Raw genomic sequence first — 23,581 nt, forward strand, 5'->3', positions numbered from 1 at the left:
GCGGCCGTTCAGCGACGCCGGTGCAGCGCCCGGGCGAGCCGCACCGCGCGCTCCCGTGCGGCCGCCGGGACCTCGAACGAGGTGAGCGCGATCGGCGGGGTGAACCGCTGCACCGTCGTCGACTGCACGGAGGTGAAGGCGCGCAGGCCCTCCTCGCCGTGGATCCGCCCGAAGCCGGAGTCCTGCGACCCGCCGAACGGCAGCGCCGGCACCGCCGCGAAGCCCAGCACCGAGTTCACCGACACCGCCCCCGCGCGCAGCCGCGCCGCGATCGCCGCCCCCGCCCGCCCGCTGCGGCAGAACACCGCCGCGCCCAGGGCGTACCGCGAGGCGTTGGCCCGCTCCACCGCCTCGTCCACGTCGGCCACCGCGTTGATCGCCACGACGGGCCCGAAGGTCTCCTCCGTCATGGCCGCCGCGTCCTCCGGGACCCCGGTCAGCACGACCGGCGCGACATACGGGGCGCGCACCGACTCCGGCCCGCCCAGCAGGGCCCGCGCACCCGCCGAGACCGCACCGGTCACATGCCGCTCGACGACCGCGACCTGGCCCGGCAGCGTCATCGGGCCGTAGGCGGAGTCCGCCTCGCCACCCGGACGCAGTGCCCCGGCCTTCGCGACGACCCGCTCGCACAGCTCGGCGTGGACTTCGCGCACCGCGTAGACGCGCTCCACGCCCGCGCAGGTCTGCCCGGCGTTGCTCAGCGCACCCCACACGATCGCGTCGGCGGCCGCCTCCAGGTCCGCGTCCGCGGCGACGATCACGGCGTCCTTCCCGCCGCACTCGGCGAGGAACGGCGTCAACGACTCGGCGCACACCGCCATCACCTTGCGGGCCGTCCCCGGGGACCCGGTGAACGCCAGCTTGTCGACCCCCGAGCGGGCCAGGGCGTCCCCGGTGGACGCCGCGCCGGTGACGGTGGTGAGCAGCCCGGCGTGGCCGGGCACGGCGGCATCGAACAGCCGGGCCAGCAGGACCCCGGTGGCGGGGGTCAGTTCGGACGGTTTGAAGACCACGGCGTTCCCCGCCGCCAGCGCGTAACCGATGGAGCCCATCGGCGTGTACAGGGGGTAGTTCCACGGGCCGATCACGCCGACCACGCCCAGCGGCCGGTGCACCAGCGAGGCCCGCTGGTGGACGGTGAACGGCCCCGTGCCCACCGTCCGCCGGCGCAGCACGCGTGCGGCGTTGCGTGCGGCCCACCCCAGGTGCTCCAGCGTGAGCACGACCTCGAGCGCCGCGTCGCCGGCCGGCTTGCCGGTCTCCTCGGCGACCGTGCGGGCGAGGGCGTCGAGTTCGGTGGCGAGCGCCTTCTTCCAGCGCAGCAGGTGCTCCCGCCGCCGGGCCGCCGGCAGCGCCGCCCACCCGGCCTGGACCGTCCGGGCCCGGGCCACGGCCCGGGAGACCTCTTCCGGCCCGTTCGCCGGGTGCTCGGCGAGCGGCTCGCCGGTCGCGGGGGAGTGCGTGGTGAAGACCGGGACGTGTGGTGCGACGGCCGGGGTGGTGTCGGTCATCGGGGCTCCTGACGGAGTGCAGGGAGGCGGACGACTGCTCGGGAACAGCACGTCACCGGAGCGGTCCGCGGTGCCGGCGGCGCGCCGGGGACCCGCGGACCCGCCCCGGTGAGTCGAAGATACTGAAACTATTGAGTTGTTTCATAGGGCGTCAATACTCCGGACGCGAACCGAGCCGCCCCTGCCCCGGCGACGCCCCGTGCCCCCGACTCCCGCCCGAACCGGGGCAGGCGATCCGGTCGGGCCGGATACCGGCCCCCTGCTCAGCCCGTGGCCGCGTTGAGCAGGTCGAGCACACTCTGCCGGCAGCCGTACCCGACGGTCGTGCCGCCTCCGCTCCAGTGCGGTCCGTACTGGTCGAGCGCGTTGCGGTTGCGGTCGTAGGCACTGTCCGATGGCGTTCTTGTAGTTGCCGCCGGTGTTCCACCGCACCCCGCCGCCGCAGGTGTCGTTCCAGTTCGCCCACATGTGGTCCGCGTCGGCCCGCGCGGTGTCGAGGTAGCGCCGGTCACCGGTCAGGTCGTACGCGGCGATCCAGGCCAGGCCCCACCACCCCGTGTCGTCGAGGTACTCGTTGCGGAACTGCCCGCCCTGCGCGTCGATGTTCTTCTCGTACGCCGTGCCGGTGAACGGGGGCACGGGCCCGACATCCCGGGGCGCCCCCACCGGCCGGGCATCGGCCCCGGCGCCCGGCGGCGGTTCACCGGACGGCGCCGGGTCGGACGACCACGGCCCGGTGGCCCAGGCCGTGTTTGAGAAGTTGCCGGCGTGTTGGGTGGACCGTCCGGGAAAGCCGCGAGCGGCCATCCAGATGGTGAGGTCGCGGGCGACCCGGCCGATGTCGGTCTCGGTGATGACATCGTGTTCGCTGCGGCTGGTGTCGCGTCGGACGACCTCGTAGCCGCCTTCGTCCAGGAGCACGGCGGAGGTGAACCGGACCGGGTCGTCCTCGTCGGGCTGGGTGACGACGAAGGTGTTGTGCGAGGTGCTGAGGTGTTCGATCAGGACGCACAGGGCGTCCTCCGATACACGGCCTAGTTGTGGGGATCGAGGTCGGCGGTGGTGATCCCCCGGTCGGGTAGCTGCTGAGCATCGTCGCGGGCTCGCAGGCTGTCGAACATGAGGGCCAGAGAGCGATCCGCGCTGCGCTGGGTGAGCTCGGCGCGCAGCCCGGGGATCGGTCGCAGCAGCAGGGCGATCAACAGTGCCAGGTCGCCGGTGTCCACGTCCCGGCGCATGTCGCCGTCGGACTGGGCGCGGCGGACGAGGCGGTCGAGGATCTTCAGCAGGATCTCGCGCAGTCGGCGGTTCTCGGGGTCTCTTTGAAGGTCCGCCCAGGTGCTGGCGAACCAGACCGACAGCCAGGTTGCCAACCGCAGTTCGGTTCCGGCCTGGTGCGCAAATCGCGTCAGTGCTCGCCAGGCGTCGGGCTCTTCGTCCTCGGCCGTGCGAGCGATGGCCACCACGCGGTGAAACCCGTCCAGCGCCACCGCGCTGATCAGCGCCTGCCGGTCCGGGAATCGACGGTAGAGGGTGCCGGTTCCGACGCAGGCGCGGCGGGCCACCTCCTCCGTCGGTACGTCGGGCCCTCGTTCGGCGAAGAGCGCCCGGGCCGCCTCGATGATCTGTGCACGGTTGAGCCGCGCATCGGCCCGCAGATCGCGCCCGGCAGTCGAAGGTGTCATCCCAGCACTATATGTGAGCGAACATCCTCCCTATAGTCGAGTTAAGTGGCGGATCTTCTCTCAGAAAGGGCCTGGATGACTCTCGAAGCGATGTTGCACCGGATCGGGCACCGAGGTCGCGTGGCGGCTGACCGGGAGACGCTCTTCGCCCTGCACCGATCGTGGCGGCGCATGGTGCCGTACGAGAACCTCGACATCCAGCTCGGCAGGCCGGTCAGCCTCGATCCCGACGCGTTGTGGGACAAGCTCATACGGCGGCGGCGCGGCGGCTATTGCTACGAACAGAACGCCGGCCTCGCCATGTTGCTCCGCCTGGCCGGATTCGAGGTGTCGATGGTCGAGGGCGGCGTCTTGCGCCAGGCTCGTGGGGATGCGATGTGGGGCAACCACAATGCGCTGATCGTCGACGTCGACGGCAGGCAATGGGTTGCCGACGCCGGTATCGGAGACGGGTTCCTCGAACCGCTCCCACTGCGGGAAGGGGTCCACACGCAAGGAGAGTTCACCTACCGACTGGAGCGCCTGACCTCTGACACCTGGCGCTTCCACCACCACCCGGGCGCGACGATCGCCTCCTACGACTTCCGTCTCCAGCCGCGCGAGCCCGCCGATTTCGCAGCCCGCTCGCACGAGCTCTCCACGTCTCCGGGATCTCCCTACGTGACCACGCTGATCGCCGCACGGCCCGCCGCCGGGAGCACTTCCCTGCTGCTGTCACGTACGGTGCGGCAGTACAGCGCCGACGGCAGGAGCTCCAGGGCCATCAGGGACGTGGACGAATTCGCCACGACGCTCTCGGAAAGGTTCCTCGTTCCGCTCGAGGACCTCGGGCCGGAAGGAGTCGGCCGACTCTGGGAGAAGGCAGGCGCCCAGAACGATCTCTGGCGGACGCTTACCCAGGAGACGAACTGACACTGAGTGCCAGCCATCCTGGTCTCGGCCCGCACCGTGCCTCCCGGCGGGAGGGCCATGAGGGCTTTCCCCGCCCGCAGGGACAGGGCGCTGTCGCGTCCACCTGCCTCACGCAGGAACCTTTCCAGGCCGCCGTACCTTCCTGGACGAGCCGACCAGAATGCCGACGGAGTGTTCGGGAACGCGGAGCCCGGATGGCCTCCAGCACGGCCGTGAACTGCGGGCGGTCTCCTCGCTGACCGGCTGCGACCAGCAGCGATAACGGCTTGCCCTTGTTTGCACGCCAGGTGAATCGTCGTGGTCCAGCCGGCCGCGGGAACGGCCCAGGCCGTGATCGTCGGGTTCGTCCTGATGGCCGCCAGGCGGTTCCTTCTGGGTCCCGCCGGGCACCGGCCGCGTGCTGATGGGCCCGGCAGATCGTGGAGTCCGCGTTCACCTTCCAGGTGATCAGCCCGGCTGCGTCGGCCCGGGCCTGCAGCCCGGTCAGCAACGAAGAGGGGTTCCCATCGCGCTGCCAGCGTCGAAAGAGCCCATGAACCGTCTGCCATTGCCCGTGCCCGGGTGGCAGATCGCGCCACGGGGCCCGGTCCGCACCCGCCGACGGGTCCCGTCGATCAACCGCCGCCGGCCGACGGACGGCCTGCCCACCCCCGCGACCGGCAACAACGGCTCCAGCACCGCCCACTGGTCCTCCGAAAGGTCCCCTCGCCCCACACCGAGATCATCCGGCACGAGGCGAGACGCGGACCCCAGTCCTACAACACGGCCTAGTCGACCACCAGGCCGCCGGTGAGGTTGAGTTCCGAGGCCGTCATCGTCCGGGCCCAGTCGGATGCGGCGAAGACGGCGGCGTTGGCGACATCGTCGTAGCGGGGGCGCTCGGTCAGCAGCGCGCCGTCGGCGGCCCGGTTCTCGTCACCCGGAGCAGGAGAGCCGGGGGAGAGGAGCCAGACGACGCGCACACCCTGCGGGCCGAGTTCCGAGGCGAGCTGGCGGCAGGCACCGGCCAGGGCGGACCAGGCGATCTGCGAGCCGCCCAGGCGGGGGATGGCCTCGCGTCCGCCGCCCATGACCAGGATGACGCCGCTGCCGCCCCGGACCATGTGCCGCGCCGCTGCCGCGGCCGTCGTGAGGGTGGTCGTCACCGCCTTCGTGACCGGGCGGAGCACATCCGCCACGTCCATGTCGAGGAGCGGAGTCCCGTGGAGATCGTCGTTGGACGTGGCGTTGAAGCAGATGTCGATCCCGCGGCCCTGTGCGGCCACCGCGTCGGCGTGGCGATCGACGGCGTCGCGGTCGGTCGCGTCCAGCTCGGCGACGTGCGCGACTCCACCGTCGTCGCGGATGCGGTGCGCCACTGCCTCGAGCGGCACGACCGTCCGTCCCGTGAGGTGGACGACGGCGCCCTCCCGCGCGAAGCCGCGGGCGACCGCCGACCCCACCGCTCCGGCACCGCCGTGGACGATCGCGGTCCTGTCGGCCAGCAGCATGACTCTCTCCTTGTCGGCGAAGGCAGCTCACAGTGCAGACCGGAGCGGGAGGCGGAACTCATCGCCCGCCCCGCCCGCTCCACTGCCTCGCCGCCCTGACCCGCGCGACGGCCCCGCCGGGCCCCGAGGGCGTTCAGCCGGCCGGCGCCGGGCGCAGGTGCACGGGGACGGACGTGTGTCCGTTGCTGATCAGGCTCGGCATCCGCTCCAGCCGGTCGGGTTCCGTGGCGAGCCGGGCGTCGGGGAAGCGCTCGAAGAACAGGCGCAGGGCGGTGGCCACTTCGAGCCGGGCGAGGGGAGCGCCGAGGCAGAAGTGGACACCGTGCCCGAAGGCGAGATGGTCCTTGCCGGGGCGGGTGGCGTCGAAGAGGTCGGCGTCCCGGTGCCAGTCGGGGTGGCGGTTGGCGGCGGCGTAGGAGGCGAGGATCGCCTCGCCGGCCCTGATCATCCGCCCGTCGGGGAGGGGGATGTCGGCGCGGGCGTAGCGCAGGGGGAGGTGCTTCACCGCGGGCTGGTGGCGCAGGGTCTCCTCGACGACGTCCTGCCAGGTGCAGCGGCCTTCCCGGACGTGGGCGAGCTGCCGCGGGTCCGACAGCAGGGCGGTGACGGCCTGGTCGATGACGTTGGCGGTGGTCTCGTATCCGGCGCTGATCATCAGCAGGAGGGTGTCGCGCAGTTCGGCGTCGCCGAGGCCGGAACCGTCGCCCTCCTCGTCGCGGGTGGCGATGAGGAGCGAGGTCATGTCCTCGCCGGGCTCGGCCCGCTTGACCTGGATCAGTCCGTCCAGCAGCCCGTAGAGCGCGGCGGTGTTGGCGGCCTGCTCCTCGGCGGTGAGGTGGGTGGCGAACACGTTGTCCACCACGGTGCGGAACTCGGCGCGCCGGCCGGACGGGACGCCCATGAGCCGGCCGATGACGGCGATCGGGAGCGGGTAGGCGAGCTGCTCGCGCAGGTCGACCGTCCCACCGGCCGGGAGAGTGTCGAGGTGGTCGAGGATGCCGGTCGCGATCACCTCGATGTCCGCCTGGAGGGCGGCGGCCCGCCGGGCCGACAGGGCGGGGGCGATCATGCGCCGTAAGCGGTGGTGATCGGCTCCGTAGGCGGTGAACATGTTCTCCACCGCGATCCACAGCGCCAGCGGCCAGGTGGTGACGGTCTCGGCGAACGCCGGCCAGTGGGCGCGTCCGTCCTTGGAGACGTCCTTGCTCGTCAAGAGCTCTTTCAGGAGCGCGGGGTCGGAGACGGACCAGGCGCGGACGCCGAGGATGTCGACCGGTGTGGCCGCCCCGCGTTCCCGGAGGTCCCGGTGTTCCGAGTCCGGGTCGGAGGCGGTGGGATCGAGGACGAGGAGCCGCTGTTCGGTCACGGTGGGCCTCTTTCGGTGTGCGGGCAAGGGGCCTGGCCGCCGGACGGGTTCGTCGCGGCGGCGGTCGTGGTCCATCCTGCCCAGCGGGCCCGCACGCGTACCCCTGCCCCTCGCCCGGCGCGCCACCGGCCCGGCCCAGGACGGTGGCGGGGAGCCCGCGAGGGCGGGCCGGGTACGGGGGCTCTCCCGGCCGCGGTCACCCGCGGCCGGGAGAACGCGGGTCTCACCAGGAGGACTTGGTCACTCCCGGCAGGAACCCCGCGTGTGCCTGCTGTCGCATGCGGACGCGGGAGAGCCCGAACCTGCGCAGGTAGCCGCGGGGGCGGCCGTCGACGCTGTCGCGGTTGCGCAGGCGCGTGGCGGTGGCATCACGCGGCTGCCGGCGGAGCTCTGCCCGGGCGGCCCGGCGTTCCTCCGGGGCCGTCGACGGGCGGCGGATGATCTCCTTGAGCTCCGCTCGCCGCGGTGCGTACCGCTCGACGACCTCCTTGCGCTTCTCGTTCCGCGCGATCTTGCTCTTCTTCGCCATCAGACCTTTCCCCCTCGCGCCCGGATCCGGGCCACGGCCGCCTCGACGCCGATCGTGTCCACGGTCCTGATCGCCCTGACGCTCAGGGTCAGCCGGACGTGGCGGCCCTCGCCGGGCAGCCAGTAGCGCTTGCGCTGGATGTTCGGATCGAAGCGGCGCGAGGTGCGCCGGTGGGAGTGGGACACGGAGTTGCCGAATCCCGGCTTCGCGCCGGTCAGTTGGCAGTGGGCCGACATGTGTGGTGGTGCCTCTCTCGATCGGCGGTTTTTGGAAATGAAAATCGTTCCCATATAGTAGCGTCCATGGCACGCAACGAGATCCGCCCCGTCATCAAGCTCCGCTCGACCGCCGGCACCGGCTTCACCTATGTGACCCGCAAGAACCGGCGCAACGACCCGGACCGGCTCGTGCTGCGGAAGTACGACCCCCTGGCCCGCCGCCACGTCGACTTCCGCGAAGAGCGCTGACCGCTCCGCATCCCCGACCCGTGCACACCGTCGAAAGGTTCCTGCCGTGAAGCCCGGTATCCACCCCGCCTACGGACCCGTCGTCTTCCGCGACTCCGCGTCCGGCGCCACCTTCCTCACCCGCTCCACGATGACCGGCGACAAGACCATCGAGTGGGAGGACGGCACCACCTACCCGCTCGTCGACGTCGAGATCTCCTCGGCGAGCCACCCCTTCTACACGGGCACCGCCCGCGTCCTCGACACGGCCGGCCGCGTCGAACGCTTCGAACGCCGTTACGGAGCCCGCTGATGGAGCGAGACCGCCGGCTCTCCGTGGCGATCGTCGCCGGGCTCCACTCCGAGGCCCGCAAGGAGGTCGTCGAACGCCTCCTTCGGGCCGTGCCGGGCAGTGTGGCCCTGCACCACGACCTGTCGTCGGCCCCGAGCGGGACCGTGGTCCGCCTCGTGCGGGACGCCTCCGGTCCCCTCTCCGGCGCCGAGACGCCCCTGGTGAACGACTGCGCGTGCTGCGCTCTGCGCCAGGACCTCGTCCCCGAGCTGGAGCGCATGGCGGACAGCGGCCTGACCCGGCTCGCGGTCGTCGAGCTGTGGGACTCGGTCGAGCCGAAGGCCATGGCGGAGGTCATCGCGGCACACGGCGCGGACAGCATGACCGTGACGGGCGTGATCACCGCCGTGGACCCCGCACTCGTCCTGCCGTACCTCGCGAACGGCGACGACCTGGCCGAGGCCGGACTCGCCGCGGCCCCCACCGACCGGCGGACCGTCGGGGACACCTGGGCCCGCCAGCTGGAATACGCGCCCGTCCTCGCCGTCGTCGACAACGACGACGCCGACCACGAGGACCGTGCCCTGCTCGCCCAACTGCACCCCACCGCACGGCGGGTGCCGGCCGCCTCCGCCGAACTGGCGCACGCCGCTCTCGCCGGCTTCGACGTCGAGGCCGCGGCGGCCGCGCAGCACCCCGCGTGCGCGCTCCTGCCCCAGGACGCCGAGGAGGCCGGCGTCACCACCTTCGTCTGGCACCGCCGACGGCCGTTCCATCCGGAACGGCTGCACCGGGCCCTCGAGGACCTGTGCTGTGCCGCCGCCCGCAGCCGGGGCCGCTTCTGGCTCGCCGACCGTCCGGACACGCTGCTCGCCTGGGACGCGGCCGGCGGCGCGCTGTGCGTGGAGAGCGCCGGGCCGTGGCTGGCGTCGTTGCCCGACGCCGCCTGGGAGATGGTGCCACCCGTGCGCCGGGCGGCGGCCGCGCTCGACTGGCACCCCGACCACGGCGACTGCTGCCAGCACCTCGTCTTCACCTCGCCGGGGCTGGACCGCGACGGGCTCGAACACCTCCTCGACTCCTGTCTGCTGACCGACGCCGAATACGCGTCGGGCCCCGAGGCGTGGAAGAACCTGCCCGCCGCCTTCGACACCCTCCTCGACACCGCCTGACCACCGTTCCGTCCGTCCTGTCCGTCCCGTCCGTCCGAACCGAACGACGCGTCCGACGCGTCCGACGCGAACCCCCGAGGAGAAGCCGCCATGGCTCGACGCCCCGAGCTGCGCAAGCCCGCCGCGCCCCGCCCCAACCCGCTCGACGCGGCCGGGATCACGTACATCGACTACAAGGACACCGACCTGCTGCGGAGGTTCCTCTCCGACCGCGGCAAGATCCGCAGCCGCCGCATCACCCGGGTGACCGCCCGGCAGCAGCGCGCACTCGCCACCGCCGTCAGGAACGCACGCGAGATGGCCCTCCTGCCGTACCCGAATCGTTAGACTTATTGTTCAGATCTGGACTGTTCATCTAAGATGGGGAGGGCAGTACGCCCGCTGCGTCGTGAGACCCGGCGACGGCACGTCGAGCGAGGAGAGGCCGGAACCGTCCATGGACGCCGAACAGCACGCAGCCGTCACCGCCCCCGACCTGTACGACCGGTCAGGACGGCACTACTCCCTGGACGATCCGCGGTGGCGGGGCGCGGACGGCACCCCTCTCGCCGTCAGCGCGATGCCGGGCCTGCGTCCCGAGCAGATCGACACATCCGAGCGGTCCCTGTGGCGCTACCACGCGGCCCTGCCCGTCCCGTTCGCCCACCGGGTGAGCCTGGGTGAAGGGTGTACGCCGATGGTTCCGGTCGACTGGGCGGGCCGGCGCGTCCACTTCAAGCTGGAGTGGTTCAACCCGACCTCCAGCTTCAAGGACCGGGGGGTGTCGGTGATGATGTCCCACCTCGCCGCGCACGGTGCCGAGCGTGTCCTCGAGGACAGTTCGGGCAACGGCGGTTCCGCGGTGGCCGCCTACGCCGCGGCCGCCGGTGTCCGTGCCAGGATCCTCGTCCCCGCCGCCACCTCGGCGGCCAAGATCCTCCAGGCCCGCGCCTACGGAGCCGAGATCGAATTCGTTGGCGGCACCCGCGAAGAGGTCTCGGACGAGGCGATCCGGCAGTCCGAGCGGATCCCCTACGCCGGCCACAACTGGCACCCCATGTTCATCCAGGGCACCAAGACCATCGCCTACGAGATGTGGGAGTCGCTCGGCTTCACCGCGCCCGACAACGTCGTCCTGGTGGCCGGGGCGGGCAGCACCGTCATCGGGTGCGACATCGCCTTCGGGGAGCTGCTCGGCGCCGGCCGGATCGACAGGCGCCCGCGCCTGTTCGTCGGGCAGCCCGAACACTGGGCGACCATCGCCGACACCTTCAACGGGACCGACCCGGCCGTGCGCGGCGAGCGGGTGCCGACGATCGCCGAGGGCGCGTCCATCGCCCACCCGGTCCGGCTGCCCGAGGCGGTGGCGGCCATCCGCCGCTCCGACGGCGCCGCCTACGCCGTACCGGAGGCGGAGATCCACGCAGCGGTCCGCGCACTGGGCGCGCGGGGTCTGTACGCCGAGCCGACCAGCAGCGTCGCCGCGGCGACGCTGGACCACTTCATCGCGACGGGCGCCATCGCGCGGGACGAGACGACCGTGGTCGTGCTCACCGGCGCGGGGCTGAAGTCCGCCGAGACGATGGCCTCGGTGTTCGCCGGGCCCGCCGCCTGAGCCCGCACCGGGAGAGGAGAACGCGATGGCCCACCCCTCCGAGGGCGATCCCACCGCCGAACACGGCGTACCGACCGCCGAACACCCCGTACCGAAGGGCGAACACCCCGTACCGGAGGACGAGCACCTCCTGCGGGAGGCCGAGCGGATCGCCGTCGCCGTCGGGCGCATGCTGCCGGGCCTGTGCGAAGTCGTCCTGCACGACCTGCGCCGGCCCGACAACGCCATCCGCGTCATCGAGAACAACCTGTCCGGCAGGCAGGTCGGCGATCCCGCCACCGAACTGGGTCTGCGCCGTATCGCGGACCCCGGCCATCCCAGCGTGGTCCAGAACTACAGCAACCGGTTCCCCGACGGGCGCCCGGCCAAGAGCACCTCGATCGGGATCAAGAACGCCGAGGGGCGCTACATCGCGGCCCTCTGCCTGAACCTGGACGTCAGCACCCTGTCCCCGCTGGCGCTGACCCTGGCCAACCTCGTCGCCACGGACGCCGTACATCGGGGTGAGACCCTGGAGACGCTGGGCGACCGCACCGGACGCGAACTCCGTTCGGCCATCGACTCCTTCGCCGCCGAGCGCTCCAGCACCCCCCGCGGACTGGGCCGCGACCAGAAGCGCGAACTGGTCCGACAGCTGCATCGCGAGGGGTTCTTCGAGACCCGCAGTTCCGCACAGCTCATCGCCGACCTGCTCGGCGTCTCCCGGGCGACCGTCTACAACTACACGAAGTAGCCCCCGGGTACCGCCGGAAGGACCTGGTGTGACCGAGGACGTCTCGCACCGCAGGCGTGACGGTGATCACGCGTGCCCGCCCCGGCGTGATGCGTACGCTGGTGACGCCGTCGCGGCGGTCGGGGAGGGTGGGCCGGGAGTTCCCGGACTTCCCGGCGGTTCGTGGAAGAGCCGGCACGCACGTGGCCGGCACAGGCCCTGGAATGCCCGGGGAATCCGCCCGGGCGCGCGTCTCGTTGTAGGGTATGGAAACAGCCCTTGACCTGCAAGAACGCAGGCAGGGAGCCGAATCGTGGGAGTAGTCTCGATGCTTCGCACCATGTTCAAGTCCAAGATCCACCGCGCCACCGTCACCCAGGCCGACCTCCACTACGTCGGTTCCGTCACCGTCGACCGCGATCTGATGGACGCCGCCGACCTGCTGCCCGGTGAGCTCGTGCACATCGTCGACATCACCAACGGCGCCCGCCTGGAGACCTATGTGATCGAGGGCGAGCGCGGCAGCGGCGTCATCGGGATCAACGGGGCGGCCGCGCATCTCGTGCACCCCGGTGACCTGGTGATCCTCATCAGCTACGCCCAGGTCGAGGACGCCGAGGCGCGCTCCCTCGTCCCGAGCGTCGTGCACGTGGACGCGGAGAACAGGATCGTGGCACTCGGCAGCGACGCGTCCGAGCCGGTGCCCGGCGGCGACACGGCCCGTAGCCCGCACGCCGTGGTCTAGACATCCGGCGCTTCCCGTGCCCGCCGCACGCGGCCGGGAGCGCCGACTCCGCGCCGGGGCGACACTGGAAGCAGAGGAAGGTGCCGGCCCGGCGCGGGGTGTGTCGTCAGGGCACGGGCCCGCCGGACGCGCGGGCCGGACCCGGGATGCGGCGCGACGTCGTTCCAGGGGGTCCCCGGAGCTGTCATGACCATTCACCGGATAGGACACGAGATCTCCGTACTCGGCGACCACCTGGAGGTCCCCGGCATCGGATGCCTCCCCGTGAACGCCTTCGTCCTGCACGCCGCCGAGCCCGTCGTCGTCGACACCGGCCTCGGTCTGCCCGACCGCGACTTCGTGAACACCCTCGGGTCCGTCGTCGACCCCGAGGACGTCCGCTGGATCTGGCTCACCCACCCGGACCGCGACCACACCGGCGGCCTCTTCGCGCTGCTGGCGTCCGCGCCGCGGGCCAAGGTCGTCACCACGTTCCTTGGCGCGGGCATCATGTCGACGGAGCGCCCGCTGCCGCCCGACCGCGTCCACCTCCTCAACCCGGGCCAGTCCCTCGACGTGGGGGACCGCCTGCTCCAGGCCTTCCGGCCGCCGCTCTTCGACAGCCCGGCCACCATGGGTTTCCACGACGAGAAGTCCGCCGCCTGCTTCAGTTCCGACTGCTTCGGCGCGCCGATGGCCTCCGCCGAGTTCGCCGAGGGCGACAGTGCGGGTGACGTCAAGGACGGCGACCTGCGCGCGGCGCAGCTCCTCTGGGCGACCGTGGACAGTCCCTGGGTCCACCTCGTCGACCCCCACCGGTACGCGGACACGCTGGCCCCGCTGCGCGCGATGGACCCGGAGATCGTGCTCAGCACCCACCTCCCGCCGGCCGCCGGGCTCGTTCGGCAGATGATCGACACGATCGCCCTCGCACCCGGCGCGGACCCGTGGGTCGGGCCCGACCAGCGAGCCCTGGAGGAGATGCTCGCCGCGTTCGAACCCGGGCACGCCGCCTGATCGTCCCGCCGGGGGCTCACGGCACCCGCCGGCACCGCGGGTGACTGGATCGGGCGCAGGCGGGAACGCGGTCCGGTAGACAACGGGACCGCACGACTTCGCACCCTGGAGGTCCGGCATGACCCACCCGTATCCCGACCCCGCACGCCAAGGAACGTGGTGACGACCTTGGCCCGCGGCCGGTTCGCCCGCGCGGAAGCGCTCAGTCCGCCGCCACCTCCGAGCGGTCGCCCGCCCAGAGGGTGTGGAACGCCCCCTCACGGTCGGTCCGGCGGTAGGTGTGCGCCCCGAAGAAGTCGCGCTGCCCCTGTGTCAGCGCGGCCGGCAGCCGCTCGGCGCGCAGCGCGTCGTAGTAGGCGAGCGCCGCGGAGAAGCCGGGCGTCGGCACCCCCTGACGCGCCGCGGTGGCCACCACCTCGCGCCAGTCGTCCTGCGCCGCCCCGATCTCCTCGCCGAACCGCTTGTCCGTCAGCAGACTCGGCATGTCGGGCCGCGCGTCGAAGGCCTCGCGGATGCGGTCGAGGAAGGCCGCCCGGATGATGCACCCGGCCCGCCAGATGGCAGCGACCGCTCCCGCGTCGATGTCCCAGCCGTACTCCTCGCTCCCCGCCCGCACCTGGTGGAAGCCCTGTGTGTACGACACGATCTTGGACGCGTACAGCGCCTGCTCCACCCGGTCGGCGAAGCGGGCCGCCTCCCGCTCGTCCAGCGCCGCCGGCTCGGGCCCCGGCAGCCCGCGGGAGCTCTCGCGCAGCTCGGCGTGACCCGACACCGAGCGGGCGAACACCGCCTCCGCGATCCCCGACACCGGTACGCCGAGGTCCAGCGCGGTCTGCACGGTCCACCGGCCGGTGCCCTTCTGCTCGGCCCGGTCGGCGACGACGTCGACGAACGGCTTGCCCGTCGCGGCGTCCGTGTGCGCCAGCACCTCCGCGGTGATCTCGATCAGATAGGAGTCCAGCCGTCCGGTGTTCCAGGTCCGGAACGTCTCCGCGATCCGGGCGGGGGAGTACCCGGCGACCGCCCGCAGCAGGTGGTACGCCTCGGCGATCAGCTGCATGTCGGCGTACTCGATGCCGTTGTGGACCATCTTCACGAAGTGGCCCGCGCCGTCCGGGCCGACATGGGTGACGCAGGGCGAACCGTCGGGCGCCCGGGCGGCGATCCTCTCCAGCAGCGGCCCGAGGGAGTCGTACGACTCGGCCGAGCCGCCCGGCATGATGCTCGGCCCGTTGAGCGCGCCCTCCTCGCCGCCGGAGACCCCGGCCCCGACGAAGTGGATGCCGTGCTCGCGCAGCGCCTTCTCCCGGCGGCGGGTGTCCTCGAAGTGGGCGTTGCCCCCGTCGATGACGACGTCTCCTTCCTCCAGCAGGGGGACGAACTCGTCGATCACCGCGTCCGTCGCGGCCCCGGCCTTGACCATGATCACCAGCCGCCGGGGCCGTTCGAGGGCCGCGACGAAGTCCTCCGCCGACTCGCAGGCGACGAACGTCCCCTCGTCGCCGAAGTCCTCGACCAGCGCACGGGTACGGGCCGCCGTCCGGTTGTGCACGGCGACGGTGAGCCCGTTGCGCGCGAAGTTCCGGGCGAGGTTGCGGCCCATCACCGCGAGTCCGGTGACACCGATCCGGGCGGTTCCACTCATGCGATCGCTCCTGGAGTCGTCGGGTGCTGCCTTGCTGCGGGCCGTACCGGCCGTGCAGTCGTGCCGGCCGTGCGGGCCGTCCGGGGCGGGTGCCCACGGTGCGCGGCGGGAACCCCCGCCGCTCCCGCCTCCCGCTGCCGGGAGGCGGACGCCGTGCCGGTGCATACGTGCGCACGGGCCCGTCCACCTCACCCGATCCTCGGGGGAGGGCGGGCGGATCGCCCGCCGGGCACTGGGTATCTTGCTCCGAGGGAAGGAGCACGATGGCGGACCGCGACAGACGGACAGTGCGTGACCTGCGGCGGGGGAATCGGGCCAGGGTCCTCGAGCGCGTGTACTTCGGCGGCCCGGCGAGCCGGCAGGAGCTCGGCCCGGCCACCGGCCTCAGCTCCGGATCCATCACCAACGTCGTCTCCGAACTCGTCGCCGAGGGGGTGCTGGAGGAGGCCGGTGTCGTCGACTCCGACGGCGGCCGCCCGCGCACGCTGCTGCGCGTGGCCCCCGCGAGCGGGCTGCTCGTCGGCGTGGACATCGGCGAGACCCGCGTCCGGGTCGAACTCTTCGACCTCGCGCTCGCCGAACTCGCCCGTGCCGAACGCCCTCTGGACCGGCACGGCTACGACGTGGAACGCGTGGTGGCCCATGTGCGCGCCGCCGTCGGCCGGGTGCTCGCCGACGCCGAGGCGGACGCCGCACGGCTGCTCGGCATCGGCGTCGGCGTGCCCGGACTCGTCGAACAGGACCCCGGCGCCGGCGGGGCCGTCGTCCACGGGCAGACCATCGGCTGGGACGCCGTGCCCTTCGAGAGGCTGCTGCGCGAGGCCGTGGACATCCCGGACGACGTGCCGCTGTTCATCGACAACGGGGCCAAGACGCTCGGACAGGCGGAGATGTGGTTCGGCGGCGGACGCGGCGCGTCGACCGCCGCCGTCGCCCTGATCGGCTCCGGGGTCGGCGCGTCCGTCGTCCAGGCCGGCGGCCCCGCCGGGGCCGCCCGCCCGCGCGCCGTGGAGTGGGGGCACACCACCGTGCGCGTCCGGGGCCGCCGCTGCCGGTGCGGCGCCGCGGGCTGCCTCGAGGCGTACGCGGGCGCGGCGGCACTGCGCGAGCGCTGGCGGGAGGCGGGTGGGGAGTTTGCCGCGGACGCCGACGACGAGGCGGTCCTCGCGGCACTTCTCGCGGCGGCGTCCCCCGTCGACGGCTCCGCGCCGGACGCCCGCGCCGTCGACCTGCTCGACGAGACCGCCGAGTACCTGGGCGCCGCCGTCGCCGACCTCGTGAACCTCTTCTGTCCGGAACGCGTCCTGCTCGGCGGCTGGGCCGGACTGCTCCTCGGGCCCCGGCTGCTCCCCGGCGTACGCCGTCACGCCGAGGCGTACGCGCTGCGCCACGCCGTCTCCCGCACCACGATCGAGCTGGGCAGACTCGGCCCGGACGCGGTGACGGTGGGAGCGGCGACGCTGCCGCTGTCCGATTTCCTCAGCCGCGGCGGCAGCCGCAGGCCGCCGAGTGCGCCCCCCGCACCCGGCTGGGAGGGCGGGATCCGGTCACTCTGGGCGTGAGCCCTTGTCACCCTGCGTGCTCGCGCCCTACGTTGGCCGCTTGCGGCATGACCTGCAATGCGTGACCTACAGGTGGTGGGGGAGCAACATGGCCGGAACCGGTCGACACCGTCGATATCAGCCGAGTCGCCTCAACAGGGCGTCACTCACGGTCACGGCCGGCGGAGCGGGCATGGCCCTGCCGCTGGTCGGAGCCGGCACCGCGGACGCGGCGTCCGTCGACACCTGGGAGAAGGTCGCCGCCTGCGAGTCGACCGGGAACTGGTCGGTCAACACCGGCAACGGGTACTACGGCGGGCTCCAGTTCAGCCAGTCCACGTGGGAGGCCTACGGCGGCACCCGGTACGCCCCGCGCGCCGACCTCGCCACGAAGGACCAGCAGATCGCCGTCGCGGAGAAGGTCCTGGAGGGCCAGGGCCCCCGGGCGTGGCCCTCGTGCTCGCAGCGAGCCGGTCTCGCGCGCGGCGGCGACGCGCCCGGTGTCGTGCCCGCCTCCCACACCGCCCAGCGCCCGGCGGCCCGGCCCCAGGCGTCCCCGACCACGGTGCCCACCCAGCGCGAGGGGTACACCGTCGCGCGTGGCGACTCGCTGTCGGGCATCGCCGAGCGGCAGGGCGTGGACGGCGGCTGGCAGCGGCTCTACCAGCAGAACCGCGAGACCGTCGGCGACGACCCGGATCTCATCTTCCCCGGCCAGCGTCTGGTGCTGCGCGCCCCCGCCACGGCGGCCCGGCCGGACACCGGCCGCCCCGCGGCCGGCAAACCCGCCCCCAAGCCCGCGGCGAAGCCGAAGCAGCAGGCGCCGAAGCCCCAGCCGAAGCCCGAGGCCGAGCCGAAGCGGCAGGCCCCGAAGCCCGACACCGAGGCGGCCCCCAAGCCCAAGCCGAAGCCGAAGACCCAGCAGACGAAGACGCGCACGGAGGAGAAGAGATCCGGCTTCAGCGCCCCCGTCTCCTCCGGCCCCTCCACCGCCTACCGCAAGGCGGGCAGTTCCTGGTCCAGCGGTTACCACACCGGCGTCGACTTCCCGGTCCCCACCGGGACCTCCGTGAAGGCCGTCGCCTCCGGCAAGGTCGTCTCGGCCGGCTGGGCCGGCGCGTACGGCTACGAGGTCGTCATCCGGCACCACGACGGCCGCTACAGCCAGTACGCCCATCTCTCGGCCCTGAACGTGCGCGCGGGCCAGCAGGTGTCGCCGGGGCAGCGCATCGCCCGTTCAGGATCCACCGGCAACAGCACGGGCCCGCATCTGCACTTCGAGATCCGGACCGGGCCGGGGTACGGCTCCGACATCGACCCGCTCGCCTACCTCCGGTCCGGCGGTGTGTCGATCTGACGTGCCGCGGCGGACACGCTGGGCGGCCACCAGCCCTCCGGGGGTGGTGCCGCCCCGGGCGTCTGAGCGGACGTCCGGGGCGTCCTCGCGGGGCGTGTCCCCGTCGGAGCCGAGGCGTTCGACGGTGAGCAGCACCAGGCCGCCCGCCGCGAGGGCGCCGCATCCGAGTGCCAGGACCGTCCCCGTCACGCCGTAACGGAAGTCCTCGCCGAAGAGCGTGATCCCGACCGCGGCCGCCACCACCGGGTTGACCACGGTCACCGTGGCGAGCGGGGCCGCCAGCCCGGAGCCGCGGTAGGACGCCTGGGAGAGCAGCAGACCCGCGACGGCCAGCACCGCGATCACCGACATGGCCGGCCACTGCCCGAACGGCAGGTCCCACTGCCAGTCGACGGCCACCGTCTTGGTGAAGACCGAGGCGATGCCGAAGGCGACGCCCGCCCCGCCCGCCAGCAGCACGCTGCGCAGAATCGGCCGGTGGACGCCCTGCGCCGTCAGGAAGAGGAGGGCCACGACGCCGAGCGTCGCGGCCGCGAGGACGCCCCGCTCGCCGGTGCCGAGCGAGTGGGAGCCGTTGCCCCCGGTCAGCGCCAGCAGTCCGGCGAGCCCGGCGGTGGCCATGACCGCGCCGCGCCAGGCGGTGGCGCCCGCCCTGCGGCGCACGAAGACCGCGGCCATCGGCAGCGCGAAGACGATGGTGAGGGCTCCCAGCGGCTGGACCAGGCTCAGCGGTCCGTAGGCGAGGGCGACCACGTGCAGCACGGCGCCCACGCTGTTGAGCCCCACGGCGATCCACCAGCCCGTGTGGTGCAGCGGGGCGTAGGGACGGGACGGCGTCGTGGTCGCCACCTGCTCCTGGAGGATCGCCCCGGCCGCGTAGGCGACCGCGGAGACCAGTGACAGGAGCACGGACAGCGCGAGGGAACTCATGTGACCACCCTGTCCCCCTTCTGCGTTCGCGTCGTCGTTCTTGAGCAGGCACTTGTCCGTACTGCTGCGGTAGTACGGGAGTACGCCTCAGGTCCCTCTTCCGGTCGGGCGCATCGGCGCCCGGGGGAGGGGCGGACGGCACGACGCGCATCTTTCCTCACCCAGTATCCGATTTGCCCGAGCTTGCCGCGCGTCGCCGCGTCGCCGCGCGAAGACGCGCGGCGAGGTCGGTGCGGGAGGGGCGGCCGGGTGCGTCGCCGCGCCCCTGCCGCCGCGGGGCAGGGCCCGGGGCGCCGCTGCGACCCTGCGGCCGGTGCGAGGGAGGGCGGTCGGATGTGCCGCGGCGGGCTGTCGCCGGTGCGAAGAAGGGTGCCCGGGGTGTCGCGGCAGCGCTGCCGCCGGTGCGAGGGGCGGAGCAGCCCGATGCGCCGCGGCGGTCTGGGGTCGGTGCGGAGGGGCGGCCGGGTGCGCCGCCGCCCCTGCCGCCGGCGGCAGGGGCGGCCCGTCTGCCGCGGCGGTCTGCGGCCGGGAGCGAGGGAGGGCGCCGCCCGGGGAGTCGCGGCGATCTGCCGCGGTGCGGGGGGCGACACCCGAGGGCCGTGGCGGCTCTCCGGCCGGTCTGCGGCCGACCTGGGGCCGGGAGGGCGGAAGCGGGCCGTCCGTCGTGCGCCGTCCGCACGGCGGACGGCCCGCCGGTCATCCCCCCGAGCGCTGCCCGCGCCCGCCCCGGTAGGGCATGCCGGACCCCCATCCGGCATGCCCTACTCCCCTGTGCAGTGGCTCTGCCGGGACACATAGTGGGCTGTCGGCGGGCCGGTATGTGAGGGCTCCGTGAAAGCTGGCGTGAAACGCATGCATCGTGCCGATGAAGGGAAGGGGCGACTTCTCGGCCCAGGTGGCGGCGGGTCCTGTGACGTTCCGTGCGGCACAGGGCGACAAGCGGTTGCCGCCCCTCCGTAGCCGCCATAGGTCTACACCAATTGCCGTCCGTTCGGCCCGCTGCTTTCGGCCAGCACCGCCGAGGGCTCATGATCCCGTCCCCGCAGTGACCGACGTCATTTGGTCCGCACCCCCTCCCTCGGTAAAATCGCGCTTTTGAAACCGCGCATTCGAGTGATCGAGGAACAAGACGGCGATGACCCTGACCGACGACAGTCCCGTGGCCTACGGCCCGGGCATCGACCCCGAGCGTCTCGCCGTCTGCCTCAGCGTGCTCGACGAGCTCGACAAGCTGGAGATCGACCACCCCGACGCGATCGCCGTGCGCAGGGCGACCGCCGGTGTGTACCGCACGGTCAAGCAGCGGCGGCGGCAGGAGCGGCGGGCCGCCAAGACCGCGCACGACCGCGCGGTCACCGAGGCCACCGCGACCGGCTCCGCGGAGCGCATCGACGACGAGACGCAGGGTCTGCTGCCCTCCTCCTCGGTCGCCGGGGAGATCGCGGGGATACTGCGGCGCCCCCGCTCCTGCTACATCTGCAAGACCCGCTACGTCGAGGTCGACGCCTTCTACCACCAGCTGTGCCAGCCCTGCGCGGCCGAGAACCGCGCCCGGCGCGACGCCCGTGCCGACCTGACGGGCAAGCGGGCGCTCCTCACCGGCGGCCGTGCCAAGATCGGCATGTACATCGCGCTGCGGCTGCTGCGCGACGGCGCGCACACCACCATCACCACCCGGTTCCCGAACGACGCCATCCGCCGTTTCAAGGCGATGCCCGACAGCGGCGACTGGATCCACCGCCTCAAGATCGTCGGCATCGACCTGCGCGACCCCGCCCAGGTCGTCGCCCTGGCGGACTCGGTGGCCGCCGAGGGTCCGCTCGACATCCTGATCAACAACGCCGCCCAGACCGTGCGCCGCTCGCCCCAGGCGTACAGCGAGCTGGTCGCCGCCGAGTCCGCCCCGCTGCCCGCGGGCGAGCTCCCGCCCGCCCAGGTCATCGGCACCTTCGGCAGCGGCGCAGTGGACTCCGTGGCCGCCCTCCCGTCGTCCGCGGGTGAAGGGCTGCGCGCCCAGGAGATCACCGACCTCGCCCTCGTCAGCGGCTCCGCTTCGCTGGAGCGCATCGCCGCGGGCACCGCGATCGACGCGGGCGGGCTGGTACCCGACCTGCACGACACCAACAGCTGGATCCAGACGGTCTCGGAGGTCGACCCGGTGGAGCTCCTGGAGGTGCAGCTCTGCAACTCCACCGCGCCGTTCATCCTGATCAGCAGGTTGCGCCCGGCCATGGCCGCGGCCGCGGGCCGTCGCAAGTACGTGGTGAACGTCTCCGCGATGGAGGGCGTCTTCAGCCGCGGCTACAAGGGAGCGGGCCACCCGCACACCAACATGGCCAAGGCGGCGCTGAACATGCTGACCCGCACCAGCGCCCAGGAGATGTTCGAAAAGGACGGCATCCTGATGACGGCCGTGGACACCGGGTGGATCACCGACGAGCGGCCGCACCCCGACAAGATGCGCCTGGCGGAGGAGGGCTTCCACGCCCCGCTCGACCTCGTGGACGGCGCCGCCCGGGTCTACGACCCGGTGGTGCGGGGCGAGTCGGGCGAGGACCTGTTCGGATGCTTCCTCAAGGACTACGCCCCCGCCAACTGGTGACCCTCCGCCGGATTCGGAATCCGGCATATGAGGACAACTTCACCCTTCTTGAGGTATTTTCGGCCGGTGCGCCAGCAGGCGCGCCGGCCGTTGTCCATTTGGAGGGGGTCGTTGGCCTGAATTGGGCTGAATTCCGGGCCCCATCGAGCATGGGCCCGCTCATATGGTTACGCTGGGGTGAATGGACGGCCTCCAGGGACCTACTCGGTCCCCTCCGGCCGCCCTGGGACAGGTCCGTACCCGGCCGCGGTCCCGCCCGAGTTGACGGCGCCACCGCGACCCAACCGACCCCCGTCCCTGTTACGCGACACAGAGGAGTGCGCGGTGACACCAGAGGTGAAGCACGAAACGCGGCCGTCCGATCGCGGCGGCGAACGCCCCCGCAGGGCCGATGAGATTCGCAACCTCGAGGTCTGGGCCCGTTCGGCCCCGATTCGACTGGCCGGATACGAGGAGGACCTCGCCGAGCCGCACATCCTGCCCGGCATCGACTGACGTGCGAGGTGCGGCCCCGCCACGGCGGACCTCCCGCACCGGCTGATATGGGCTGTGACGCCGTGCCCCCGCCCACCCCGGGCGGGGGCACGGCGCCGTGTGCCCCCGGCGTCAGCGCAGCCGGGTCGGCGCCAGGAAGTCACGTACCGGTGTCCGGTGCCACCAGGCGCCCGTGGCCCGGCGCTCGGCCCTCGTCGTGAACCGGTAGTGGTACAGCCGGGCCCGCACCTGGGCGGGAGGGGCGCCGGGGAAGGGGTTGTGCGCGAGCAGCCGCAGCGTGTCCCGGTCCCCCTCCAGCAGCCGCTCCACGAACGGCAGGAACCAGGAGCGGGCGTACGCGGGGGAGAGGGCGGCGAACCACATCATCCAGTCGAGACGCAGGTGGTACGGGGCGTACTGACGCGGCAGCCTGCGCACGTCGCCCGGCTTGCCCCGGAAGCCGTACTCCCGCCACACGGTGCCCTCGTGGGCGACCGCGTCGTCGGTGCCCTCCACCACCAGCTCGTACCTGACCCGTCCGACGCTGCCGAACGCACCGTAGGCGTTCACCAGATGGAACGGGTCGTAGGACCGGTTCATCGCCTGGCGCCGGGAGAACAGATTGCGCGCCGGCCGGTAACCGAGCGCCAGCAGCCCGGCCGCGACGGCCGACACGAGGACCACGTACCAGAGCGGCGCGCCGGGGAGGTCCGGCGGACGAACGAGGGGCGACGCGTCGACGGCGGACAGCGCGAGCACGATCGTCAGCCAGTTCAGCCAGGCGAAGTTCCCCGAGAGCACCAGCCACAGCTGCGTCACGACGATCAGCCCCGCGGCGGCGCCCGCCACCGGCTGCGGGGTGAACAGCAGCACCGGCACCAGCAGCTGCACCACATGGTTGGCGGCCGTCTCCGCCCGGTGCGCGGGCCGGGGCAGATGGTGGAACCACCAGCTCAGCGGCCCCGGCATCGGCTGGGTCTCGTGGTGGTAGTACAGGCACGTCAGGTCCCGCCAGCAGGCATCGCCGCGGATCTTGATCAGCCCCGCACCGAACTCGACCCGGAACAGCACCCAGCGCAGCAGCCACAGCACGATCACCGGGGGAGCGGTGCGCTCGTTGCCGAGCAGGATCGCGAGGAAGCCGGTCTCCAGCAGCAGGGACTCCCAGCCGAAGCCGTACCAGGTCTGCCCCACGTTGACGATCGACAGGTACAGCGCCCACGGAACCGCCCACCACGCCATCGCCACGGCGAGCGGAACATGGTCCGCTGCCCCCGCCGCCAGGGCGGCCGACAGCAGCGCGCCGGTCCAGGCGACGGAGGCGAAGAAACGGTCCGAGTAGTGGAGCCGGAACAGCGTCGGCGCCGTCCGGGCCGGCACCCGGCGCAGATGGTCCGGCACCGGGAGCATGCCCCGGGCGCCGATGAGCGCCCGGAACTGGAGCGCGGCCGACACGAACGCGATCACGTACACGACGGCGAGAGCCCGCTGGAACACCAGCCGGCTCAGCCAGTAGGCGTTGTCGCCGAACCACTCCATCCCTCCCAGTATCGCGGCCCGCCGCGGCACGGCGGCGCGT

22 protein-coding genes and 2 pseudogenes are annotated in these 23,581 nt (G+C 72.7%); 13 read left to right on the forward strand and 11 right to left on the reverse strand.

Features of this window, described 5'->3' with window-relative positions:
- Nucleotides 1-8 precede the first annotated feature (8 nt).
- The 4 genes and pseudogenes from EAO77_RS29260 to EAO77_RS29275 all read right to left on the reverse strand — a co-directional run bounded on the left by EAO77_RS29260 (nucleotide 9) and on the right by EAO77_RS29275 (nucleotide 3,199).
- Nucleotides 9-1,514: an aldehyde dehydrogenase family protein gene (locus EAO77_RS29260; RefSeq protein ID WP_147991339.1), complete on the reverse strand. Its 1,506-nt coding sequence runs from the start codon at nucleotides 1,512-1,514 to the stop codon at nucleotides 9-11.
- 393 nt (nucleotides 1,515-1,907) lie between these two features.
- Nucleotides 1,908-2,129 (reverse strand): annotated as a pseudogene (locus EAO77_RS40505) (glycoside hydrolase family 76 protein); the annotation flags it as partial.
- Nucleotides 2,130-2,288: 159 nt separating this feature from the next.
- A pseudogene (locus tag EAO77_RS29270) lies at nucleotides 2,289-2,540 on the reverse strand (hypothetical protein); the annotation flags it as partial.
- A gap of 8 nt (nucleotides 2,541-2,548) precedes the next feature.
- Complete coding sequence (locus EAO77_RS29275; RefSeq protein WP_147991340.1) at nucleotides 2,549-3,199, reverse strand: TetR/AcrR family transcriptional regulator; 651 nt, start codon at nucleotides 3,197-3,199, stop codon at nucleotides 2,549-2,551.
- A gap of 45 nt (nucleotides 3,200-3,244) precedes the next feature.
- Between EAO77_RS29275 and EAO77_RS29280 the strand changes: the two genes are divergently transcribed.
- Nucleotides 3,245-4,111 carry an arylamine N-acetyltransferase family protein gene (locus tag EAO77_RS29280; RefSeq protein ID WP_147991341.1) on the forward strand — a complete coding sequence of 289 codons (867 nt, stop codon included), beginning with the start codon at nucleotides 3,245-3,247 and terminating at the stop codon, nucleotides 4,109-4,111.
- A 767-nt stretch (nucleotides 4,112-4,878) separates the two neighbouring features.
- Here the strand turns inward: EAO77_RS29280 and EAO77_RS29290 are convergent.
- The 4 genes from EAO77_RS29290 to rpmB form a co-directional block, all read right to left on the reverse strand.
- Nucleotides 4,879-5,601 carry an SDR family NAD(P)-dependent oxidoreductase gene (locus tag EAO77_RS29290; protein ID WP_147991342.1) on the reverse strand — a complete coding sequence of 241 codons (723 nt, stop codon included), beginning with the start codon at nucleotides 5,599-5,601 and terminating at the stop codon, nucleotides 4,879-4,881.
- Nucleotides 5,602-5,734: 133 nt separating this feature from the next.
- A complete protein-coding gene (locus EAO77_RS29295) occupies nucleotides 5,735-6,967 on the reverse strand; it encodes a cytochrome P450 family protein (RefSeq protein WP_147991343.1) in 1,233 nt (410 codons plus the stop codon).
- A 223-nt stretch (nucleotides 6,968-7,190) separates the two neighbouring features.
- The gene (gene rpsN, locus EAO77_RS29300) at nucleotides 7,191-7,496 is read right to left on the reverse strand and encodes a 30S ribosomal protein S14 (protein ID WP_147991344.1); all 306 of its coding nucleotides are present in this window, start codon (nucleotides 7,494-7,496) and stop codon (nucleotides 7,191-7,193) included.
- A complete protein-coding gene (gene rpmB, locus EAO77_RS29305) occupies nucleotides 7,496-7,732 on the reverse strand; it encodes a 50S ribosomal protein L28 (protein WP_147991345.1) in 237 nt (78 codons plus the stop codon). Before rpmB ends, rpsN begins: the two co-directional genes overlap by 1 nt.
- Before the next feature lie 66 nt (nucleotides 7,733-7,798).
- Between rpmB and rpmG the strand changes: the two genes are divergently transcribed.
- The 8 genes from rpmG (at nucleotide 7,799) to EAO77_RS29345 (ending at nucleotide 13,453) form a co-directional block, all read left to right on the forward strand.
- On the forward strand, nucleotides 7,799-7,963 hold the full coding sequence (rpmG, locus tag EAO77_RS29310) for a 50S ribosomal protein L33 (RefSeq protein ID WP_147991346.1): 165 nt from the start codon (nucleotides 7,799-7,801) through the stop codon (nucleotides 7,961-7,963).
- Between the two features lie 46 nt (nucleotides 7,964-8,009).
- Entirely contained in the window at nucleotides 8,010-8,255 is a 246-nt protein-coding gene (locus tag EAO77_RS29315; RefSeq protein ID WP_147991347.1) for a type B 50S ribosomal protein L31, read from the forward strand.
- Nucleotides 8,255-9,406 (forward strand): CobW family GTP-binding protein, encoded by a 1,152-nt coding sequence (locus EAO77_RS29320; RefSeq protein ID WP_147991348.1) that lies wholly within the window; start codon nucleotides 8,255-8,257, stop codon nucleotides 9,404-9,406. The genes EAO77_RS29315 and EAO77_RS29320 overlap by 1 nt, the downstream gene beginning before the upstream one ends.
- Before the next feature lie 90 nt (nucleotides 9,407-9,496).
- Nucleotides 9,497-9,733 carry a 30S ribosomal protein S18 gene (gene rpsR / locus EAO77_RS29325; protein WP_147991349.1) on the forward strand — a complete coding sequence of 79 codons (237 nt, stop codon included), beginning with the start codon at nucleotides 9,497-9,499 and terminating at the stop codon, nucleotides 9,731-9,733.
- Nucleotides 9,734-9,842: 109 nt separating this feature from the next.
- Nucleotides 9,843-11,000, forward strand: coding sequence for a pyridoxal-phosphate dependent enzyme (locus tag EAO77_RS29330; RefSeq protein ID WP_147991350.1), 1,158 nt, complete (start codon nucleotides 9,843-9,845; stop codon nucleotides 10,998-11,000).
- A 25-nt stretch (nucleotides 11,001-11,025) separates the two neighbouring features.
- Nucleotides 11,026-11,733, forward strand: a complete 708-nt coding sequence (locus tag EAO77_RS29335) for a transcriptional regulator (protein ID WP_147991351.1) — start codon at nucleotides 11,026-11,028, stop codon at nucleotides 11,731-11,733.
- A 307-nt stretch (nucleotides 11,734-12,040) separates the two neighbouring features.
- A complete protein-coding gene (gene panD, locus EAO77_RS29340; RefSeq protein ID WP_147991352.1) occupies nucleotides 12,041-12,457 on the forward strand; it encodes an aspartate 1-decarboxylase in 417 nt (138 codons plus the stop codon).
- Between the two features lie 186 nt (nucleotides 12,458-12,643).
- Entirely contained in the window at nucleotides 12,644-13,453 is an 810-nt protein-coding gene (locus EAO77_RS29345) for an MBL fold metallo-hydrolase (RefSeq protein WP_147991353.1), read from the forward strand.
- 202 nt (nucleotides 13,454-13,655) lie between these two features.
- On the opposite strand, the gene gndA is transcribed toward EAO77_RS29345, so the two are convergent.
- On the reverse strand, nucleotides 13,656-15,098 hold the full coding sequence (gndA, locus tag EAO77_RS29350) for an NADP-dependent phosphogluconate dehydrogenase (protein ID WP_147991354.1): 1,443 nt from the start codon (nucleotides 15,096-15,098) through the stop codon (nucleotides 13,656-13,658).
- 263 nt (nucleotides 15,099-15,361) lie between these two features.
- On the opposite strand from gndA, the gene EAO77_RS29355 reads away from it, so the two are divergent.
- Nucleotides 15,362-16,660 (forward strand): ROK family protein, encoded by a 1,299-nt coding sequence (locus tag EAO77_RS29355; protein WP_147991355.1) that lies wholly within the window; start codon nucleotides 15,362-15,364, stop codon nucleotides 16,658-16,660.
- Nucleotides 16,661-16,748: 88 nt separating this feature from the next.
- Nucleotides 16,749-17,996: a transglycosylase family protein gene (locus tag EAO77_RS29360; RefSeq protein WP_147991356.1), complete on the forward strand. Its 1,248-nt coding sequence runs from the start codon at nucleotides 16,749-16,751 to the stop codon at nucleotides 17,994-17,996.
- Here EAO77_RS29360 and EAO77_RS29365 read toward each other — a convergent pair.
- Nucleotides 17,877-18,926, reverse strand: a complete 1,050-nt coding sequence (locus EAO77_RS29365) for a DMT family transporter (protein WP_147991357.1) — start codon at nucleotides 18,924-18,926, stop codon at nucleotides 17,877-17,879. The genes EAO77_RS29360 and EAO77_RS29365 overlap by 120 nt on opposite strands.
- Nucleotides 18,927-20,061: 1,135 nt before the next feature.
- On the opposite strand from EAO77_RS29365, the gene EAO77_RS29370 reads away from it, so the two are divergent.
- Together EAO77_RS29370 and EAO77_RS38970 are read left to right on the forward strand one after the other, a co-directional pair.
- Complete coding sequence (locus EAO77_RS29370; RefSeq protein ID WP_147991358.1) at nucleotides 20,062-21,528, forward strand: SDR family oxidoreductase; 1,467 nt, start codon at nucleotides 20,062-20,064, stop codon at nucleotides 21,526-21,528.
- A 324-nt stretch (nucleotides 21,529-21,852) separates the two neighbouring features.
- Entirely contained in the window at nucleotides 21,853-22,023 is a 171-nt protein-coding gene (locus EAO77_RS38970; RefSeq protein ID WP_187283473.1) for a hypothetical protein, read from the forward strand.
- 111 nt (nucleotides 22,024-22,134) lie between these two features.
- On the opposite strand, the gene EAO77_RS29375 is transcribed toward EAO77_RS38970, so the two are convergent.
- Nucleotides 22,135-23,541, reverse strand: coding sequence for a lipase maturation factor family protein (locus EAO77_RS29375; RefSeq protein ID WP_147991439.1), 1,407 nt, complete (start codon nucleotides 23,539-23,541; stop codon nucleotides 22,135-22,137).
- Nucleotides 23,542-23,581: the final 40 nt, after the last annotated feature.

The organism is Streptomyces sp. T39 (assembly GCF_008042045.1).
Taxonomy (GTDB): Bacteria; Actinomycetota; Actinomycetes; order Streptomycetales; family Streptomycetaceae; genus Streptomyces.

Excerpts from the sequence above, each read along its gene's own strand:
- EAO77_RS29260 (WP_147991339.1), bottom strand. The coding sequence starts at position 1,514 with ATGACCGACACCACCCCGGCCGTCGCACCACACGTCCCGGTCTTCACC.
- EAO77_RS29275 (WP_147991340.1), bottom strand. The coding sequence starts at position 3,199 with ATGACACCTTCGACTGCCGGGCGCGATCTGCGGGCCGATGCGCGGCTC.
- EAO77_RS29290 (WP_147991342.1), bottom strand. The coding sequence starts at position 5,601 with ATGCTGCTGGCCGACAGGACCGCGATCGTCCACGGCGGTGCCGGAGCG.
- rpsN (WP_147991344.1), bottom strand. The coding sequence starts at position 7,496 with ATGGCGAAGAAGAGCAAGATCGCGCGGAACGAGAAGCGCAAGGAGGTC.
- rpmB (WP_147991345.1), bottom strand. The coding sequence starts at position 7,732 with ATGTCGGCCCACTGCCAACTGACCGGCGCGAAGCCGGGATTCGGCAAC.
- rpmG (WP_147991346.1), top strand. The coding sequence starts at position 7,799 with ATGGCACGCAACGAGATCCGCCCCGTCATCAAGCTCCGCTCGACCGCC.
- EAO77_RS29320 (WP_147991348.1), top strand. The coding sequence starts at position 8,255 with ATGGAGCGAGACCGCCGGCTCTCCGTGGCGATCGTCGCCGGGCTCCAC.
- rpsR (WP_147991349.1), top strand. The coding sequence starts at position 9,497 with ATGGCTCGACGCCCCGAGCTGCGCAAGCCCGCCGCGCCCCGCCCCAAC.
- EAO77_RS29330 (WP_147991350.1), top strand. The coding sequence starts at position 9,843 with ATGGACGCCGAACAGCACGCAGCCGTCACCGCCCCCGACCTGTACGAC.
- EAO77_RS29335 (WP_147991351.1), top strand. The coding sequence starts at position 11,026 with ATGGCCCACCCCTCCGAGGGCGATCCCACCGCCGAACACGGCGTACCG.
- panD (WP_147991352.1), top strand. The coding sequence starts at position 12,041 with ATGCTTCGCACCATGTTCAAGTCCAAGATCCACCGCGCCACCGTCACC.
- EAO77_RS29345 (WP_147991353.1), top strand. The coding sequence starts at position 12,644 with ATGACCATTCACCGGATAGGACACGAGATCTCCGTACTCGGCGACCAC.
- gndA (WP_147991354.1), bottom strand. The coding sequence starts at position 15,098 with ATGAGTGGAACCGCCCGGATCGGTGTCACCGGACTCGCGGTGATGGGC.
- EAO77_RS29355 (WP_147991355.1), top strand. The coding sequence starts at position 15,362 with ATGGCGGACCGCGACAGACGGACAGTGCGTGACCTGCGGCGGGGGAAT.
- EAO77_RS29360 (WP_147991356.1), top strand. The coding sequence starts at position 16,749 with ATGGCCGGAACCGGTCGACACCGTCGATATCAGCCGAGTCGCCTCAAC.
- EAO77_RS29365 (WP_147991357.1), bottom strand. The coding sequence starts at position 18,926 with ATGAGTTCCCTCGCGCTGTCCGTGCTCCTGTCACTGGTCTCCGCGGTC.
- EAO77_RS29370 (WP_147991358.1), top strand. The coding sequence starts at position 20,062 with ATGACCCTGACCGACGACAGTCCCGTGGCCTACGGCCCGGGCATCGAC.
- EAO77_RS29375 (WP_147991439.1), bottom strand. The coding sequence starts at position 23,541 with ATGGAGTGGTTCGGCGACAACGCCTACTGGCTGAGCCGGCTGGTGTTC.